At 64.2% G+C, this 15,729-nt stretch carries 12 protein-coding genes and 2 riboswitches; of the genes, 8 read left to right on the forward strand and 4 right to left on the reverse strand.

Features of this window, described 5'->3' with window-relative positions; genetic code table 11:
* Window positions 1–75: 75 nt before the first annotated feature.
* The 6 genes from cbiE (at window position 76) to ACVW0Y_RS07210 (ending at window position 7,351) form a co-directional block, all read left to right on the forward strand.
* Complete coding sequence (cbiE, locus tag ACVW0Y_RS07185) at window positions 76–1,278, forward strand: precorrin-6y C5,15-methyltransferase (decarboxylating) subunit CbiE (protein ID WP_457437060.1); 1,203 nt, start codon at window positions 76–78, stop codon at window positions 1,276–1,278.
* Between the two features lie 3 nt (window positions 1,279–1,281).
* A complete protein-coding gene (locus ACVW0Y_RS07190) occupies window positions 1,282–2,379 on the forward strand; it encodes a cobalt-precorrin-5B (C(1))-methyltransferase (RefSeq protein WP_457437062.1) in 1,098 nt (365 codons plus the stop codon).
* The gene (locus ACVW0Y_RS07195) at window positions 2,376–3,113 is read left to right on the forward strand and encodes a cobalt-precorrin-6A reductase (RefSeq protein WP_457437064.1); all 738 of its coding nucleotides are present in this window, start codon (window positions 2,376–2,378) and stop codon (window positions 3,111–3,113) included. The genes ACVW0Y_RS07190 and ACVW0Y_RS07195 overlap by 4 nt, the downstream gene beginning before the upstream one ends.
* A gap of 110 nt (window positions 3,114–3,223) precedes the next feature.
* Window positions 3,224–4,933 (forward strand): hypothetical protein, encoded by a 1,710-nt coding sequence (locus ACVW0Y_RS07200; protein WP_457437066.1) that lies wholly within the window; start codon window positions 3,224–3,226, stop codon window positions 4,931–4,933.
* A 453-nt stretch (window positions 4,934–5,386) separates the two neighbouring features.
* On the forward strand, window positions 5,387–6,388 hold the full coding sequence (locus ACVW0Y_RS07205; RefSeq protein ID WP_457437068.1) for a response regulator: 1,002 nt from the start codon (window positions 5,387–5,389) through the stop codon (window positions 6,386–6,388).
* A gap of 9 nt (window positions 6,389–6,397) precedes the next feature.
* Window positions 6,398–7,351: a sensor domain-containing diguanylate cyclase gene (locus ACVW0Y_RS07210; RefSeq protein ID WP_457437071.1), complete on the forward strand. Its 954-nt coding sequence runs from the start codon at window positions 6,398–6,400 to the stop codon at window positions 7,349–7,351.
* Window positions 7,352–7,482: 131 nt separating this feature from the next.
* Here the strand turns inward: ACVW0Y_RS07210 and ACVW0Y_RS07215 are convergent, their stop codons facing one another.
* The 4 genes from ACVW0Y_RS07215 to cobW all read right to left on the reverse strand — a co-directional run bounded on the left by ACVW0Y_RS07215 (window position 7,483) and on the right by cobW (window position 14,052).
* Window positions 7,483–8,169 carry a vWA domain-containing protein gene (locus ACVW0Y_RS07215; protein WP_457437176.1) on the reverse strand — a complete coding sequence of 229 codons (687 nt, stop codon included), beginning with the start codon at window positions 8,167–8,169 and terminating at the stop codon, window positions 7,483–7,485.
* Window positions 8,151–9,149, reverse strand: a complete 999-nt coding sequence (locus tag ACVW0Y_RS07220) for an ATP-binding protein (RefSeq protein ID WP_457437073.1) — start codon at window positions 9,147–9,149, stop codon at window positions 8,151–8,153. The genes ACVW0Y_RS07215 and ACVW0Y_RS07220 overlap by 19 nt, the downstream gene beginning before the upstream one ends.
* Window positions 9,150–9,248: 99 nt before the next feature.
* Window positions 9,249–12,992, reverse strand: a complete 3,744-nt coding sequence (cobN, locus tag ACVW0Y_RS07225; RefSeq protein ID WP_457437075.1) for a cobaltochelatase subunit CobN — start codon at window positions 12,990–12,992, stop codon at window positions 9,249–9,251.
* Window positions 12,993–12,999: 7 nt separating this feature from the next.
* Window positions 13,000–14,052: a cobalamin biosynthesis protein CobW gene (cobW, locus tag ACVW0Y_RS07230; protein WP_457437077.1), complete on the reverse strand. Its 1,053-nt coding sequence runs from the start codon at window positions 14,050–14,052 to the stop codon at window positions 13,000–13,002.
* 108 nt (window positions 14,053–14,160) lie between these two features.
* Window positions 14,161–14,360, reverse strand: a riboswitch (cobalamin riboswitch).
* A gap of 115 nt (window positions 14,361–14,475) precedes the next feature.
* Window positions 14,476–14,639, forward strand: a riboswitch (cobalamin riboswitch).
* Window positions 14,640–14,749: 110 nt separating this feature from the next.
* Between cobW and ACVW0Y_RS07235 the strand changes: the two genes are divergently transcribed.
* Together ACVW0Y_RS07235 and ACVW0Y_RS07240 are read left to right on the forward strand one after the other, a co-directional pair.
* Complete coding sequence (locus tag ACVW0Y_RS07235) at window positions 14,750–14,935, forward strand: CbtB domain-containing protein (protein WP_457437079.1); 186 nt, start codon at window positions 14,750–14,752, stop codon at window positions 14,933–14,935.
* Between the two features lie 12 nt (window positions 14,936–14,947).
* Window positions 14,948–15,670, forward strand: coding sequence for a CbtA family protein (locus tag ACVW0Y_RS07240; RefSeq protein WP_457437081.1), 723 nt, complete (start codon window positions 14,948–14,950; stop codon window positions 15,668–15,670).
* The last annotated feature ends 59 nt before the right edge of the window (window positions 15,671–15,729 follow it).

Consider the following 15,729-nt stretch of genomic DNA (forward strand, 5'->3'; position numbering starts at 1 on the left):
GGCGAACGCGCTATTATGCCCGCTTTGCCCGACCCCAGGAAAAGCCTGCTGGTCGGCTGGATTGCAGGAGTGCCCATGGCGGCGTGGCTGACAGTGGTGGGAATCGGTGAAGACGGTTACAGCGGCTTGGGCAAACCGGCGCGCCGCGCCTTGCTCGACGCTCGGCTGATTGTCGGCAGCCCACGCCAGCTGGAATTGCTGCCGCACTGCCTGAGCGCCGAGCGCCTGCTGTGGCCGAGCCCCTTCAGCCTCGGCCCGCTATTGGCCGCCCGCGGTACACCGGTGTGCGTGCTGGCCAGCGGCGATCCGATGCTGTTTGGCGTCGGTGCCAGCCTGGCGCGGCAGGTGCCGGCCGAAGAGATGCAGGTGTTCCCGGCACCGTCGTCGTTTTCCCTGGCTGCCGCGCAACTGGGCTGGGCGTTGCAGGAGGTCAGCTGTCTTTCCGTGGTCGCCCGTCCCTTGGCGGCGCTGCATAGCCATATCCATCCCGGCCAGCGCTTGCTGGTGCTGAGCAACGATGGCCGCAGCCCGGCCGCCATTGCTCAGCTGCTGAATGAGCGCGGCTTCGGCGGCAGTCGACTGCGTGTGCTGGAACACTTGGGTGGTCCGTTGCAGCGATCCATCGATGGCCTCGCCAATACGTGGGCCTTGCCGGAAGTGGCTGCATTGAATGTGCTCGCCATCGAGTGTGTGGCAGGTGCCGATGCGCGCTTGCTGCCGCTGACCCCCGGCCTGCCCGACAGCGCCTTTGCCCACGACGGGCAACTGACCAAGCGCGATGTGCGCGCCATTACCCTGGCCCGTCTGGCACCGTTGCCGGGGGAATTGCTTTGGGATGTCGGCGCCGGGTGCGGCTCCATCGGTATCGAGTGGATGCGCGCCCACCCCAGCTGCCGGGCGATTGCCGTCGAAGCCAATGGCGAACGCCAGGGCCTGATTGCGCAGAACCGCGATGCCTTGGGCGTACCGGGTCTGCAGTTGGTCGCCGGTAGCGCGCCGCAAGCGCTGCACGGGCTACCCCAGGCCGATGCGATTTTTATCGGTGGCGGGGTGACCCTCCCCGGTGTGCTGGAGCACTGCTGGGCCAATCTGCGCTCCGGTGGTCGTCTGGTGGCCAACGCCGTAACCCTGCAAAGCGAAGCCACCCTGGTGACCTGGCGCGAAACCCATGGCGGCGAGCTGACCCGCATCAGCGTGGCCCAGGCGCTACCCTTGGGGGAGTTCGATACCTGGCGCGCCGCGCTGCCGATCACCGTGCTGCACGCCGTGAAGCCCTGAGCCATGCGTGACGAAACCGCCGAACAACCCGCGCCGCTGCGTAGCGGCTACACCACCGGCAGTTGCATCACCGCAACCAGCCTGGCGGCGGCGCGGCTGTTGCTCGCGGGGACGGTCAGCGATGCGGTGGAAATCGTCTTGCCCAAGGGCCGCGAAGTGCTGATGCGCCTGGAATTCTGCCGGCCCTTCGCAGACGGTGCCGAGGCGGGAACCTTGAAGGATGCCGGTGATGATCCCGACGTTACCCATGGTGCCCTGGTGTTTGCCCGCGTGCATTTGCGCGCCGAACCGGGCGTGGCGTTTTTCGCCGGCCCGGGCGTTGGCATCGTAACCAAACCGGGCCTGACCCTGCCGGTGGGCGAGCCGGCGATCAATCCGGTGCCGCGGCAGATGATCACCAGCCACTTGCTCAACCTGGCGGCGGAGCACGGCTATGCAGGCGGCTTCGAAGTCACCGCCTGTGTGGAAAACGGCGAAGCGTTGGCGCTGAAAACCATGAACCCGCGCCTGGGCATTCTCGGTGGCCTGTCGATTCTCGGCACCAGCGGCATTGTCCGGCCGTTTTCCTGCGCGGCCTATATCGCCTCGATTCACCAGGGCATCGACGTCGCCAAGGCCAACGGTTTTACCCACCTGGCCGCCTGCACCGGCAACGCCAGCGAAGACTGCATGCGCCGCCATTACCAGCTGGACGATACCGCGCTGGTGGAGATGGGCGATTTCGTTGGCGCCGTGCTCAAGCATCTGCGCGTCGCGCCGGTGGCGAAAATGAGTATCTGCGGTGGCTTCGGCAAGATCAGCAAGCTGGCGGCAGGACATATGGATCTGCACAGCCGCCATTCCAGCATCGACCTGCCGCAACTGGCCGAGTGGGCCGCGGCGATTGGTGCCAGTGCCGAGTTGCAGCAGGCTATCGTCGCCAGCAACACCAGCCAGCAAGCCTTGGGCTTGGCCAGCGCCGAGGGCATCGAGCTGGGTAATGCGGTGTGTGCCCATGCCCTGGCGTTTGCCAAAAGCATCGTGCCCGCCGAGGTCGAGCTTGAGGTGTTCGCCATCGACCGTCAGGGCGGCATCGTCGGTTACGCGGGGGCGCGGCAGTGAGGCCGAAGGTATTGCTGCTCGGTGGCGTCAGTGAAGCGCTGGCGCTCGCCCGGCAGCTGACTACGGACGATATCTACAGCCTCGCCGGCCTCGGCCGGGTGCCGGAGGATTTGCCCTGTCAGGTGCGCGTTGGCGGCTTTGGCGGGGCCGAGGGCTTGGCGCAGTTTGTGGCCGACAACGGCATCGGTTTGCTGCTGGATGCCACTCACCCCTACGCCGCACAGATCAGCGCCAACGCCGCGCAGGCTGCGGCTTTGGCCGGGGTGCCCTGCTGGGCCTTGCGCCGCCCCGGCTGGCAGGCGCAGGCCGGCGATGACTGGCGCGAAGTGGCGGATTGGAGCGAACTTATCCACAGCCTGGCAGCCTTCCGGCGCCCGCTGTTCACCCTGGGCCGCGAGCCGCTGGAACACCTGAACGAAATCCCCGAACAGCAGCACTGGACGGTGCGTTGCCTGCACAGCCAGGCCGCTACCGCGCGGGCGGAAATCATCGGTGCCCGTGGGCCCTTTACTCTGGAAAGCGAGCGCGCATTGTTTGCCCGTTTGCGCTGCGATGTGCTGATTAGCAAGAACAGCGGCAGCCAGGCCACCGAGCCGAAGCTGCAGGTGGCTCGCGAACTGGGCGTGCCGGTGCTGGTGCTGCGGCGTCCCGTGTTGCCCGTGGTGGACCGCGAATTTACTGAGGGGGCGGCCCTTCTCGCCGAACTCGCGGCGCTCGCTTCCGTCGGTGCCTAAGCCTTATTCCAGAGCGGTTGTGGGTGGGCGCTGATTTTTTTCAGTGGTGAAATCTTGGCGTTTTTCGCGCATAGAGTCGGTACCTCTTTCATGTAAAAGAGGTAACGGAAATGAACCGATCAATACCCGCCCCGCGTTGTGCCACACCCTTCTTTGCCTTGCTTGCCGGTGCCTGCCTGAGTGCCGGCCCGACCTCCGCCAGTGCGCAAACCGCAGGCCCTGCGTACGGTATTCCGGCGTCGGCTGGTCAGCCTGTGGTGGTCAGTGTGGCAGCACCGGACACGCCGCCAGTCACCTGCTCCACCTTGCGTCTCAACCCTGCCAATGGTTCTGCCAACGCCTTTATCAATAGCCAGGTCAGCGTCGCTTACTCCAGCGCGAGAGCCGGTGCCTGTGGCGATATCGTGCTCAAGGATGCCGCCGGCAAAACCGTGGCGACCACCCAGGTGTATCGCAGCGAATGGACCAGCCCGCTAGGCGGTGTAGCGGGGTCGCTAACGGTAGAGCCGCTGGCCAACCTGCAAGCCGGGGCGACTTATCAGGTGGCCCAAGGTGGAACGCCGCTGGGTAGTTTCAGTACGGCGGCAAAATCCCTTCCCCGTGGTGAGGCCACACAGGTAACGGATCAGCCGGTGAATTTCGGTGGGCTGCCGAAGCTGGCGCGCATTCCGGTGGCGTCTATCAATAACCTGCTGCTCGAATACCTCGGCAGCGTGCTCCACGACCCTGCACTGGCGAAGACTGCCAATGCCCTGCTGGCCAAGGAATTGCCGCACCTTGCCTATCCGCAGGCGCGCTACAACGCCAGGGTGATGAAAGTCTCCTACACCAGTAGCGGTGCCGGCGGTGTGCCGGTGGTGCTGAGTGGGCTGCTGGTGTACCCGGAAAACCCGGATGGCAGCGCCTTTGATTATTCCAAGGCGGGCATGGTGCTGGGTGAGCATGGGTTCACCAGATCGAGCAAGCCGGCGGTGTCCTCCGCGTCCACGGCGGATTTGATCGTCGGCTTGTTGGCTGCCGGCAAGGGCAATGTGTTTTTCGCCCCGGATCTGATCGGTTTGGGCGATACCGCCACGCTGCCCCAGTCCTATCTGGTTACCCAGGACACCGGCACAGCCAGCCAGGACATGCTGCTCGCCGTGCGCGCCTACTTCAACGCCAAGTTTCCCACCACGCCATTGGGCCGCGATCTGCGCATTGTCGGCGGTTCACAGGGCGGTTTCTCGTCGGTGGCGGTGATGCCGTTCGTTAGTCGTCTGGCGGATATCAAAGGCGTGTATGCCGGTGAGGGGCCGTACAACCTCCAGCAAACCCTGGCGTCTTCCATCCAGGCGATGGCTGGCCGACCCCGTGACGCCTACGCCAAATATGAGGACCTGAGTTTTGTCCCGGATTACCTGCAGACATTGTTGGACGGCTACCGCGCCTACCAGGGCTTCAGCTTCAATCAAGCCGATATTTTCAGCGGCAAGAACCTGAATCCGACTTTTGTGCAGGATTTCGCGGCCGGCAAGTACCCGCTGATGCAGATGCATATGGGGCTCAACAGCCTGGTGGACAACAAGGTGGTGTACAACGCCCCGGCGGCCAAGGTGGTGCTGTTTCACTACAGCAGGGACAGCCTGGTGCCGGCGCGCAATACCCTGGACATGCTCGCCTTCCTGAACAACGGCACCCACTTTCTGGCCAGTGCCAGCCGTGGCGACTGCAAGGAGCGCTCGCTGTTCACCTGGCTGTTTGTGACCTTCAGCCATTCCAAACTGAAAACCCATGTGGTCTGCAGCGTCTATCTACTGGACCGCGCAGTCGGCGAGTTTTAATCGGCGTTTCGCCAGCGGGGGCCTTTCAGCCCTCGCTGTAAAACACCTTATCCTTGTACGGGTACCACCAGTCGTGAATCAGCGGGTTGTTGACCCACACCAAGCCGGCTTCCAGGCGGTCGGTCGGGGTGGGCAGCTACCTGCCGCGCTTCGCCGACCGCTCACGGCGCTGCCTCAGCTCTGCGTCACTTGCTGGCGGATCAGGCTCTGGCTGCCCGTTTGCAGGGCATCTGTGCCAGTATGCAAGCCAATCTCGGCGGCATTGTCGGCGCTCGCGCCATCCTCGCTTTGACCGAATGGCCAGGCTTTCCCGCCCAATTCCCCGCACTAGCGGTTCTGGCGCGCTACTTGCCGTCAATTTGCCATGGACGCAAATGCCATCATTGAGCCATTATTGGCGCACTTTCGATTGGCTGATGTCGGCTTAGCAAGCGCGCTTAGAGAAAACCGGTAATGCCCTCAATTCCTCTGCTGGTGTGTGACGACTCAAGCATGGTGCGCAAGCAGCTGCTGCGCGCCCTGCCGCCCGAATGGGCGGTGTCCGTCACGGAGGTGAATAACGGCAAGGCCGGCCTCGAGGCGATCCGCAAAGGCCTGGGCAAAGTGGTGCTGCTGGACCTGACCATGCCGGTGATGGACGGCTACCAGGTGCTCAACGCGGTCCGTGAGGAAGGCCTGCAGGCGCATATCATCGTGATTTCCGCCGACGTGCAGGAAGAAGCGGTGCGCCGTGTGCTGGAGCTGGGTGCCCTGGCCTTTCTGCGCAAACCCTTCGACCCTGGCGAGTTACGCGCCACTTTGCACCAGCATGGTCTGCTCGCCGTAGCGCAGCAGGACGTTGCCGCCAACGCCCCGGCTGTCGATGGCCCGAGCAGCTTTCGCGATGCCCTGCAGGAAACTGTCAACGTCGCCATCGGCCGCGCCGGTGCGCTGCTGGCACGGGTGCTGGATGTGTTCGTGCAACTGCCGGTGCCCAACGTCAACCTGCTGGAAGTGGGTGAACTGCACATGGCCCTGGCCGACGTGCAGCGCGGCGACGAACACCTGACCGCGATCTGCCAGGGCTATATCGGCAGTGGCATCGCGGGTGAAGCGCTGCTGATTTTCCACGACTCGGAAATCGCCGATATGGCCAGCCTGTTGCACCGCGAGGGCAATGACGGCGGCGATCTGGAAATGCTCTTGGACCTCTCCACCTTGCTGATTGGTGCCTGCTTGTCGGGTATCGCCGAGCAGATCGATGTGGTGTTCTCCCAGAGCCACCCGCAGATTCTCGGCGAGCACCTGGCCATCGAGGAGCTGATTCAAGTGAACAGCCGGCGCAACCAGAAAACCCTGGCGGTAGAGATAAGCTATAGCCTGGAAGGCCACGATATTCACTTCGACCTGCTGATGCTGTTCAGTGAAGACTCAGTGCAGTTGCTGAACCAAAAACTCGCGTACCTGATGAACTAGGCGGCCACCATGAACGAGCCGATCGATCTCAACGAATTCCACTGGCTGCTCGCTATCGTGCAGAGCATCGATGTGGGCGTGGTGGTGTTCGACGAGGACTATCGGGTGCTGGTGTGGAACACCTTTATGGAAAACCGCTCCGGCGTGCAGCCGAGCGTGGCCAATGGCAGTTCGTTCTTTGAGCTGTTCCCGGAAGTGGACAGCAAGTGGTTCCGCAAAAAGGTCGAAGGCGTGGCCGCCCTCGGCACCCCGGCGTTCACTGTGTGGGAACAGCGGCCGTACCTGCTGCGCTTCAAGAACTACCAGCCGATCACCGGTCGTGAAGATTTCATGTACCAGAACACCACGCTGTTTCCGCTGCGTTCGACCAACAGCCAGATCAGCCATATCTGCCTGGTGATTTACGACGTCACCGACGTTGCCAACAACCGCCGGCAGCTGCTTTCGGCCAACGCCGAGCTGCAGAAACTGTCCAGCACCGACCGCCTGACCGGCCTCTACAACCGTGGCCATTGGGAAGAAAGTCTGCAGAAAGAACACGCCCGCCATCGCCGCTACGACAGCACGGCGACACTGATCATGCTCGACATCGACCACTTCAAACGGATCAACGACAGCCACGGTCACCAGGCCGGCGACAAGGCTATCCAGCGTGTCGCCGACTCGATTCGCGAGCTGATTCGCGACGTCGATGTGGCCGGTCGCTACGGCGGCGAAGAGTTCGTGATTCTGCTGCCGGACACCGCCAAGGAAGGCGGCCGGGTGTTTGCCGAACGCCTGCGCCAGCATGTGGCGGCGCTGAAGATCGAGCATGCTGGTGAAGTCTTGCGGATGACCATCAGCCTCGGCGTCGCCGATCTGTCCGTCACCTGCGACCACCATGAGGAGTGGATTCGTTGGGCGGATGAGGCGCTGTATGCCTCCAAAGAAGACGGGCGTAACCGGGTTACGGTGTACGAGTAACCCTCTCGCGAAAACGTACGCCGTCGTCCCAGCGCAGGCTGGGACCCAGGTGCGGAGATAGCACGGCGAACGGTACTTTCCTGCGAGATTCTGGGTCCCAGCCTACGCTGGGACGACGCTGGTCGGCGCAGTTATGGGTGCGATCTCAGGCCGTCGATAGGTAAGTACTCCGCCCCTAACTGCTCCGCCAACACCCGCGCCCGCCCCAGCCGAATCGGCCCGCTTTCGATATCCACCAATACGGTCGGGCAGGCCATAGGCGCCAAGCACGGCCACTCGCGCAAACGCCCATCGGTTATCACCAGCAGCCGCTGTTGTTCCCCCGGCTTGCTGCGCTGCCGCTGCCGCATCCATTCGCTGGTTTGTACTAACCCTTCAATCAACGGCGTACCGCCGCCCGCGCCTAATTCGTTTAGCCACTCCAACATCGCCGCCGAGCTTTTCTGGCCCTGGAACGGCCATTGCGCCTGCATGCCGGTGGCATGCAGCACCGCCACCCGTGCGCGCTGTTGATAGGCCTGTTGCAGCAGTGTGCCGAGCAGGCCTTTGGCTTGGCTGAGGGCACCATGCCGGCGGGTCGAAGCGGAGGCGTCCACCACCAGCACCCACAGCTCCGTCGGCCGGTGGCTACGGGGTTTGCGCAGCAGATCGCCAGCCCGTTTCGGCCGGCCGCGCAGCAGGGTGCCGAGCCAGTCGACAACGCCGATCAGTCCGGCGCGGCTGGTGCCATGGCGGCCACCGGTGAGGTGGCCGGGTCTGGGCAGTGCATCCGCGCCAGTGACCTGTCGCGGGCGGATGCTCAGGGCTTTTTTGGCCAGCGCGGCAGTTCGCGTGCGGCTCCTGTGGGCATGGCCTGGGCGGGTAATTCGCCCCACTGGCCTTCGCCGGCTGCCGCGCTCGCACTGGCGGGGGATTGCGGCGTTGATTGCGGCGGTTGAGCGGCCGCCGGTGGGGTGTGGCGGCGACGGTGCTCCAAGGCAAAGGCCTCGACCGCGTCGATATCGTCAATGCCGATTTGCCCGGCGCCACGCCACGCCGCATGGGCGCGGGCAGCACGCAGCCAGACCAGGTCGGCACGCAAACCATCGACGCCAGCGGCATAGCAGCGCTCAGCGATATCGTTGACGCTGGTGTCGTCCAGGGCGATGTCCATCAGCTTGTTACGCGCCGCCAAACAGCGTTCGCGCAAGGCCTGTTGCGGCACCGCCCACTGCTGCACAAAGGCCTGCGGGTCGGCGTCGAAGGCCAGCCGCCGGCGCACGATTTCCGCGCGTTCGCTCGGTTGCGGCTGCGCGTCGAGAATCACCTTGAGGCCAAAACGATCCAGCAGTTGCGGGCGCAGCTGGCCTTCTTCCGGGTTCATGGTGCCGATCAGCACAAAGCGCGCCGCGTGCTGATGGGAAATGCCGTCGCGCTCGACATGGTTGACGCCACTGGCGGCGACATCCAGCAGCAGGTCCACCAGGTGGTCGGGCAGCAGGTTCACTTCATCCACATAGAGCACGCCGCCATCGGCCTTGGCCAGCAGACCGGGGGAAAACTGCGCACGGCCCTCGCCCAGGGCCGCATCCAGATCGAGGGTGCCGACGATACGCTCCTCGCTGGCGCCCAGCGGCAGGGTGACGAAGTGGCCGCCCGGCAGCAACTGCGCCACGCCGCGGGCCAGGGTGGACTTGGCCATGCCGCGCGGACCCTCGATCAACACCCCGCCAATCGCCGGGTCGATGGCAGCCAGGCACAGCGCCAGCTTTAGCGAGTCAGCGGCGACGACGGCGGCGAGGGGGAATTGAGGGGTCATGGCGATAGCTCTGCGGTTGGCGTAGGAGCGGCTTCAGCCGCGATGCTTGTGATTTTAAGAGCATCGCGGCTGAAGCCGCTCCTACGGAGGGTAGTAGGGTCAGGATTCTTCGCTATCGATCAACAGGTTTTCCAGCGCCTCGCGGTACTCACCTGGCTCTTGCCACAACCCACGCTGCTGCGCTTCCAGCAAGCGTTCGGTGATATCGCGCAGGGCACCGGGGTTGTGTTGCTGGATAAAGGCGCGGGTGTCCGGGTCCAGCAAATAAGCATCGGTGAGCAGCTGGTACTGGTGGTCGTCGATCAGTTCGCTGGTGGCGTCGAAGGCGCACAGATAGTCCACGGTAGCGGCCAGTTCGAAGGCACCTTTGTAGCCGTGGCGCTTCATGCCGGCGATCCATTTCGGGTTGGCCGCCCGGGCACGCACCACGCGATTCAGTTCTTCTTTGAGGGTGCGGATGCGCGGGTTGTCGGCCTGGCTGTGGTCGCCGTGGTAGCTGGCCACCGGCGCGCCGCGCAGGGTTTCCACCGCCGCCAGCATGCCGCCCTGGAATTGGTAGTAGTCGTTGGAGTCGAGGATGTCGTGTTCGCGGTTGTCCTGGTTATGCAGCACCGCCTGCAGGCGTTCGAGCTTCTGCACGAACTGCTCGCGCGCCGGCGTACCGGCATCACCGGCACCATAGGCATAACTGCCCCAGTTCAGATACACCTCGGCCAGATCGGCGCGGGTTTGCCACAGGCGTTCTTCGATGGCGTTCTGAATGCCGGCACCATAAGCCCCCGGCTTGCTGCCAAACACCCGCCAGCCGGCTTCGCGGCGCGCTTGTTCGCTGGCCATACCCTGTTGTTCCAGGCGTTGCCGATCCTGGCGCACACGGGCGGCCAGTGGGTTCATGTCATCCGGCTCGTTGAGTTCGGCCACAGCTTGCACGGCGGCGTCGAACAGGCGGATCAGGTTGCTGAAGGCGTCGCGGAAAAAGCCCGACACCCGCAAGGTCACGTCCACCCGTGGGCGATCGAGCAGGGACAGCGGCAGAATCTCGAAATCCTCTACCCGCTGGCTGCCGGCCTGCCACACCGGACGGACGCCCATCAGCGCCATGGCCTGGGCCATATCGTCGCCGCCCGTGCGCATGGTGGCAGTGCCCCAGACCGACAGGCCGAGCTGGCGTAGATGGTCGCCGTGGTCTTGCAGATGACGTTCAAGCAGCAGGCTGGCGGACTGAAAACCGATGCGCCAGGCGGTGGGGGTGGGCAGATTACGCACATCCACCGAGTAGAAATTGCGCCCGGTGGGCAGCACATCCAGCCGGCCGCGACTTGGCGCGCCGCTGGGCCCGGCCGGTACAAAGGCACCGCGCAAGGCGGCGAGCAGGCCATGCATTTCCGCCGGGCCGCAGGCGTCCAGCGTCGGGGCGACATGCTCGCTTAGAGCGTTCAGCACCGCTTGGGTCTGCTCGCCGTACGCAGGCGGCTTGCCGCTTAGCGTGGCCTCGATCAACTGCACGGCATACAGTTCCAGGCGCTCACGGGTATCGCCGTGGCTGCGCCAGCTGTCGCTGCTGATGGCGGCCAGCACGTCCGGACGCGGCCCTTGCCATACCGTCGCCATCTCGCAATTGAGCGGATTGAAGCCCAGCTGCAGATCCTTGGCCAATGCCTGCAACAGGCTGGCGTTGCGCTCTTTGCCATCGCCACGGGGAATACGTAGCAGGGCCAGCAAGGTGTCCAGCCGCAGACGCCCGGCCGGTGATTCACCAAAAATATGCAAACCATCGCGAATCTGCGATTCCTTCAAATCGCACAGATAGGCGTCCAGCTGCGGCAGCCAGGAGTTGGGGTCGTCGTTGATCTGCAGTTGCAGCTCGCGGTCCAACTGGGTGGCGCATACCAGGGCGAGAATTTCGCCACGCAACTCAATGGCGCGGCGTTCATCCAGCAGCGAGGCATCGTAGTACTCGTCGGCCAGGCGCTCGATATCGCGCAGCGGGCCGTAGCTTTCCGCGCGGGTCAACGGTGGCATCAGGTGGTCGATGATCACTGCCTGGGTGCGGCGCTTGGCCTGCGCGCCCTCGCCGGGGTCGTTGACGATAAAGGGGTAGACGTTAGGCGTCGGACCGAGGATTGCGTCCGGCCAGCAGGTGGCGGACAGACCGACGCTTTTACCCGGCAGCCACTCCAGATTGCCGTGCTTGCCGACATGCACCACGGCATTCATGGCGAAGCTGTCGCGTAGCCAGAAGTAGAACGCCAGGTAGCCATGGGGCGGCACCAGATCGGGGTCGTGGTACACCGCGCTGGCGTCCAGCTGATAGCCGCGCGCCGGTTGAATGCCGACAAAGGTCAGGCCATAGCGCAGGCCAGCGATCATCATGCGGCCGCTGCGAAACATCGGATCTTGCTCCGGCTCGCCCCAGCGTTCGCGCACGGCTTGCTGGTTGGCTTCCGGCAAGCGGGCGAACAGGCGCTGGTAATCCTCAAGCGCCAGGCTTTGCGCGCAGGGGCGCAGATCGAGGGTATCCAGGTCGTTGGTGACGCCGCCCAGCAGCTCGTGGATCAGCGCCGTGCCGGTGGCCGGCAAACCTTCAACCGGGTAACCCTCGGCCTGCAGCGCACGGAGAATATTCAGCGCCGCCGCCGGGGTATCCAGGCCCACGCCATTGCCAATCCGGCCGTCGCGGGTGGGGTAGTTGGCCAGCACCAGGGCGATACGTTTGTCGGCGTTGTCGAGCTGGGCCAGATCAACCCAGCGGCGCGCCAATTCGGCGACAAAATCCATCCGCTGCAGATCCGCCTCGTAGCACACCACATCGCTCTGGCTGCGTTCACTGCGCCAAGCCAGGCCCTTGAAGCTGATGGGCCGGGTGATGATGCGGCCGTCCAGTTCCGGCAGGGCGATATGCATGGCCAGATCGCGCGAGCCCAGGCCCTGCGGATTGGCTTCCCACAGCGGCCGGTTATCCAGGGCGCAGATCGCCTGTAGCACCGGCACGTTGCGGCGGAACGGGCGCAGATTGGGCTGCTCGGGGTTGGACTGGGCGAAACCGGTGGTGTTGATGATCAGGCTGGCGTTGCTCTGGTCGAGCAGCTCTTCGACCACCGCCAGGCACGCCGCTTCTTTCAAACTGGCAACGGCAATGGGCAAGGGGTTCAGGCCCTGGGCGCTCAGGTGTTCGCAGAAGCTGTGGATAAACGCGGTATTCGCCGACTGCACATGGGTGCGGTAGAACAGCAGGCCTACCACCGGGGCACCTGGCTGCCAGCTGGCTTGCCAATCGGCCAAGCCAGCCTTGGCGGCTGTCGGGTGGTACACGCCAACCCTTGGCAGCGCTTGCGGTTCGCCCCAGGGGTAAGCACCGCCGAGCCAGGTGCTGGCCAGGTAATGGAACAGCTGCTGCGCGTTATCCACACCACCCTGGCGCAGGTACTGCCATAGCCGGTCGGCCTGTTCGGCGCTGACGGTACCGAGGGTGCTCAGCTCCGGGTCCGGGCTGTCGTCGCCGGGCACCAGAATCAGCGTGACACCTTGTTGCGCCAACTCCACCAGACGTTCGATGCCATAGCGCCAATAGCTCAGGCCACCGTGCACCGACACCAGAATCACCTTGGCGTGTTGCAGCACTTCCTCGACATAGAGGTCCACCGAGGCATGGTTCTGTAGCTGCGCCGGGCTGGCCAGGCGCAGGCTCGGGTAATGGTCCGGCAGGTTCTGCGCAGCGGCGGCCAGCAGCGACAGATGGGAGTCGCCGGTGCACAGAATCACCACATCCGCAGGGGTTTGCGCCAGATGGGCAATGCCATCGGCGGGCACAAAACCACCGGGTTGGGTGCGTAGCAGGTGCATGGCGGGGTTACGCCAGCGCCGTGCGCAGCTCGTTGCTGATTGCTGCCTGGTCCAGCTCCTGGCCGATGATCACCAGATGGCTGGCGCGCGCTTCATCGCTGCGCCAGGCGCGGTCGAAGTGTTTGTCGAAACGCTTGCCCACGCCCTGAATCAGCAGGCGCATCGGCTTGTTGGGGATGGCCGCGAAGCCCTTGATGCGCAGCACGCCGTGGCGCTCCACCAGCTCGTTGAGGGCGGCCAGCAACTGGGCTTCTTCGACTTCCGGCAGCTCGACGGAGAAAGAGTCGAACTCGTCGTGGTCGTGTTCTTCGTGGTCTTCCAGGTCGTGGTGGGTTTTGCGGCTATCGATATGCAGCTCGGTTTCCGAGTTCAGGCCCAGCAACACCGACAGCGGCAGCACACCGCTGCGCGCTTCGATCACTTTCACCGCTGGCGGCAGTTCTTCCGCCACTTCGGCACGCACTGCGGCCAGGGCTTCGGCGCTGAGCAGGTCGGCCTTGTTGAGGATCACCAGGTCGGCGCTGGCCAGTTGGTCGGCGAACAGCTCGTGCAGCGGCGATTCGTGATCGAGGTTGGGGTCTTCGCGGCGCTGGGCGTCCACCTGATCGGGGAAGGCGGCGAAGGTGCCGGCGGCCACGGCCGGGCTGTCGACCACGGTGATCACTGCATCGACGGTGCAGGCATTGCGGATTTCCGGCCAGTTGAAGGCTTGCACCAACGGCTTGGGCAGAGCCAGGCCGGAAGTTTCGATGAGGATCTGGTCGAGGTCACCACGGCGCGCCACCAGCTCGCGCATCACCGGGAAGAACTCCTCCTGCACGGTGCAGCACAGACAGCCGTTGGCCAGCTCATAGACGCGGCCGTTGGCTTCTTCTTCGGTGCAGCCGATGGAGCATTGCTTGAGGATTTCGCCGTCGATACCGAGCTCGCCGAACTCATTGACGATCACCGCAATGCGGCGGCCTTCGGCGTTGTCGAGCATATGGCGCAGCAGGGTGGTTTTACCGGCGCCGAGAAAACCGGTGACGATGGTGACGGGAAGTTTGGCCAAGCTTTTCATCGGTTGCAGCCCTGTGTGATGCGAGCGAAATCGGATCGGCGGGCTGCGGCGAGGACGGCGGCGAGCAGGGTGCGCGCAGCAGGCGTTCGCTACCGGATCACCCCGCCCGGTTGAATGCATTTCAAGGCAGGTCTCCTGGCTTACGACCTGGCCCGGTAGCGGGCCGCTTTCTTCGCCTTCCCGCACGCGCAGTGGCATAGGAAGAAAGCAGGTCGTTCACAGTTGCGGGGGCAGCCGCGGTTTTTTTCCGCGTTCCCTCTTAGCTCCAGGCCTGAATGGCGTGGAGAACCTCGAAGCGAGCAAGGCTACGCAGTGGCGGGGAATGGGTCAAATTCGGCGAGGGAGGCGAAGATCAAAAACTCGAGGCTGAAGCCTCGATAGGAGCACAACACCGAGCGTTGACCTTTGCCAACGAAAATGGTGTCCTAGCGCGCTGTTTCAGGTGTCTTGCGTCGTCGTGCGCAAGGTGAAACGGGAAGTCGGTGCGCCCTTTGAGGTTAGTCCGACGCTGCCCCCGCAACGGTAGGCGCTTGCTGAAACCCTTCAGCAGCGCGAGCCCGGAGACCGGCCTGAATTCATACCAGTAGGCAAAACCCGCGGTGGGCGGGCGCAAGCCGGAAGTCTGAGTGCGCTCGCATTCGGCTCCTCGTGCGTTCCCTTCTGCTACGTTTTCATTTCCAGTTCAGAGGGAACGGTCATGTCCAGTAGCACCCTTACACATTCTGCCGAGGCCAGCGCCTCGCTATCCCAACGCCTGGTTGTGGCGATTGGTGCCGGCCTGATCGGTGCCATGCTGGTGTATTTCGCCGGCTTCTCCCATATCGAAGCGGTGCATAACGCTGCCCACGATACCCGTCACAGTGCCGCGTTTCCGTGCCACTAAGGGGTAGCTGCGATGATTAAGCGTATTGCCCAGACCGCCGGGTTTGCCGGCCTGTTGGCTGCCCTGTTGCTGACTCTTCTGCAAAGCTTCTGGGTGGCCCCCCTGATTCTGCAGGGCGAGACCTTCGAGAGTGCCGAGCCGGCTACCGAGCAGGTGGTTGCCGAGCATAGCCACGAAGCGGGCGCTGCTGCCCATGAACACGCCCACGAACATAGTGCCGAGGCCTGGGCACCGGAAGATGGTTGGCAGCGCGTGCTGTCCACCACCGGCGGCAATCTGGTGGTCGCCGTCGGCTTCGCCTTGATGCTGGCCGGTCTGTACACCCTGCGTGCTCCTGGCCGTACCCGTGATGGTTTGTTCTGGGGCCTGGCCGGTTTCGCAACCTTCTGCCTGGCACCATCGCTCGGCCTGCCACCCGAGCTGCCGGGCACTGCCGCGGCGGATCTGCAGCTGCGGCAGTACTGGTGGATCGGTACCGCGACGGCCACCGCCGTTGGCCTGGCCTTGCTGGTATTTGCCCGTCACTGGGCGGTGAAAGTGGTTGGTGCGCTGCTGTTGGCGGTGCCCCATGTGATCGGCGCGCCGCAACCTGAGGTGCATTCGAGCCTGGCGCCGCAAGCGCTGGAGCATCAGTTCATCTGGGCTTCGCTGATCACCAATGCGCTGTTCTGGTCGGCCCTGGGCCTGCTGAGCGCCTGGCTGTATCGTCGCTTCGCCGGCAGCAACGCGGTTTAATTCGCCGCTGCTGCCTGAGAACCCGCTGATGGGCATGCCCTCAGCGGGTTTTTTCTTAT

It is taken from the genome of Pseudomonas sp. TE3786 (assembly GCF_054057335.1).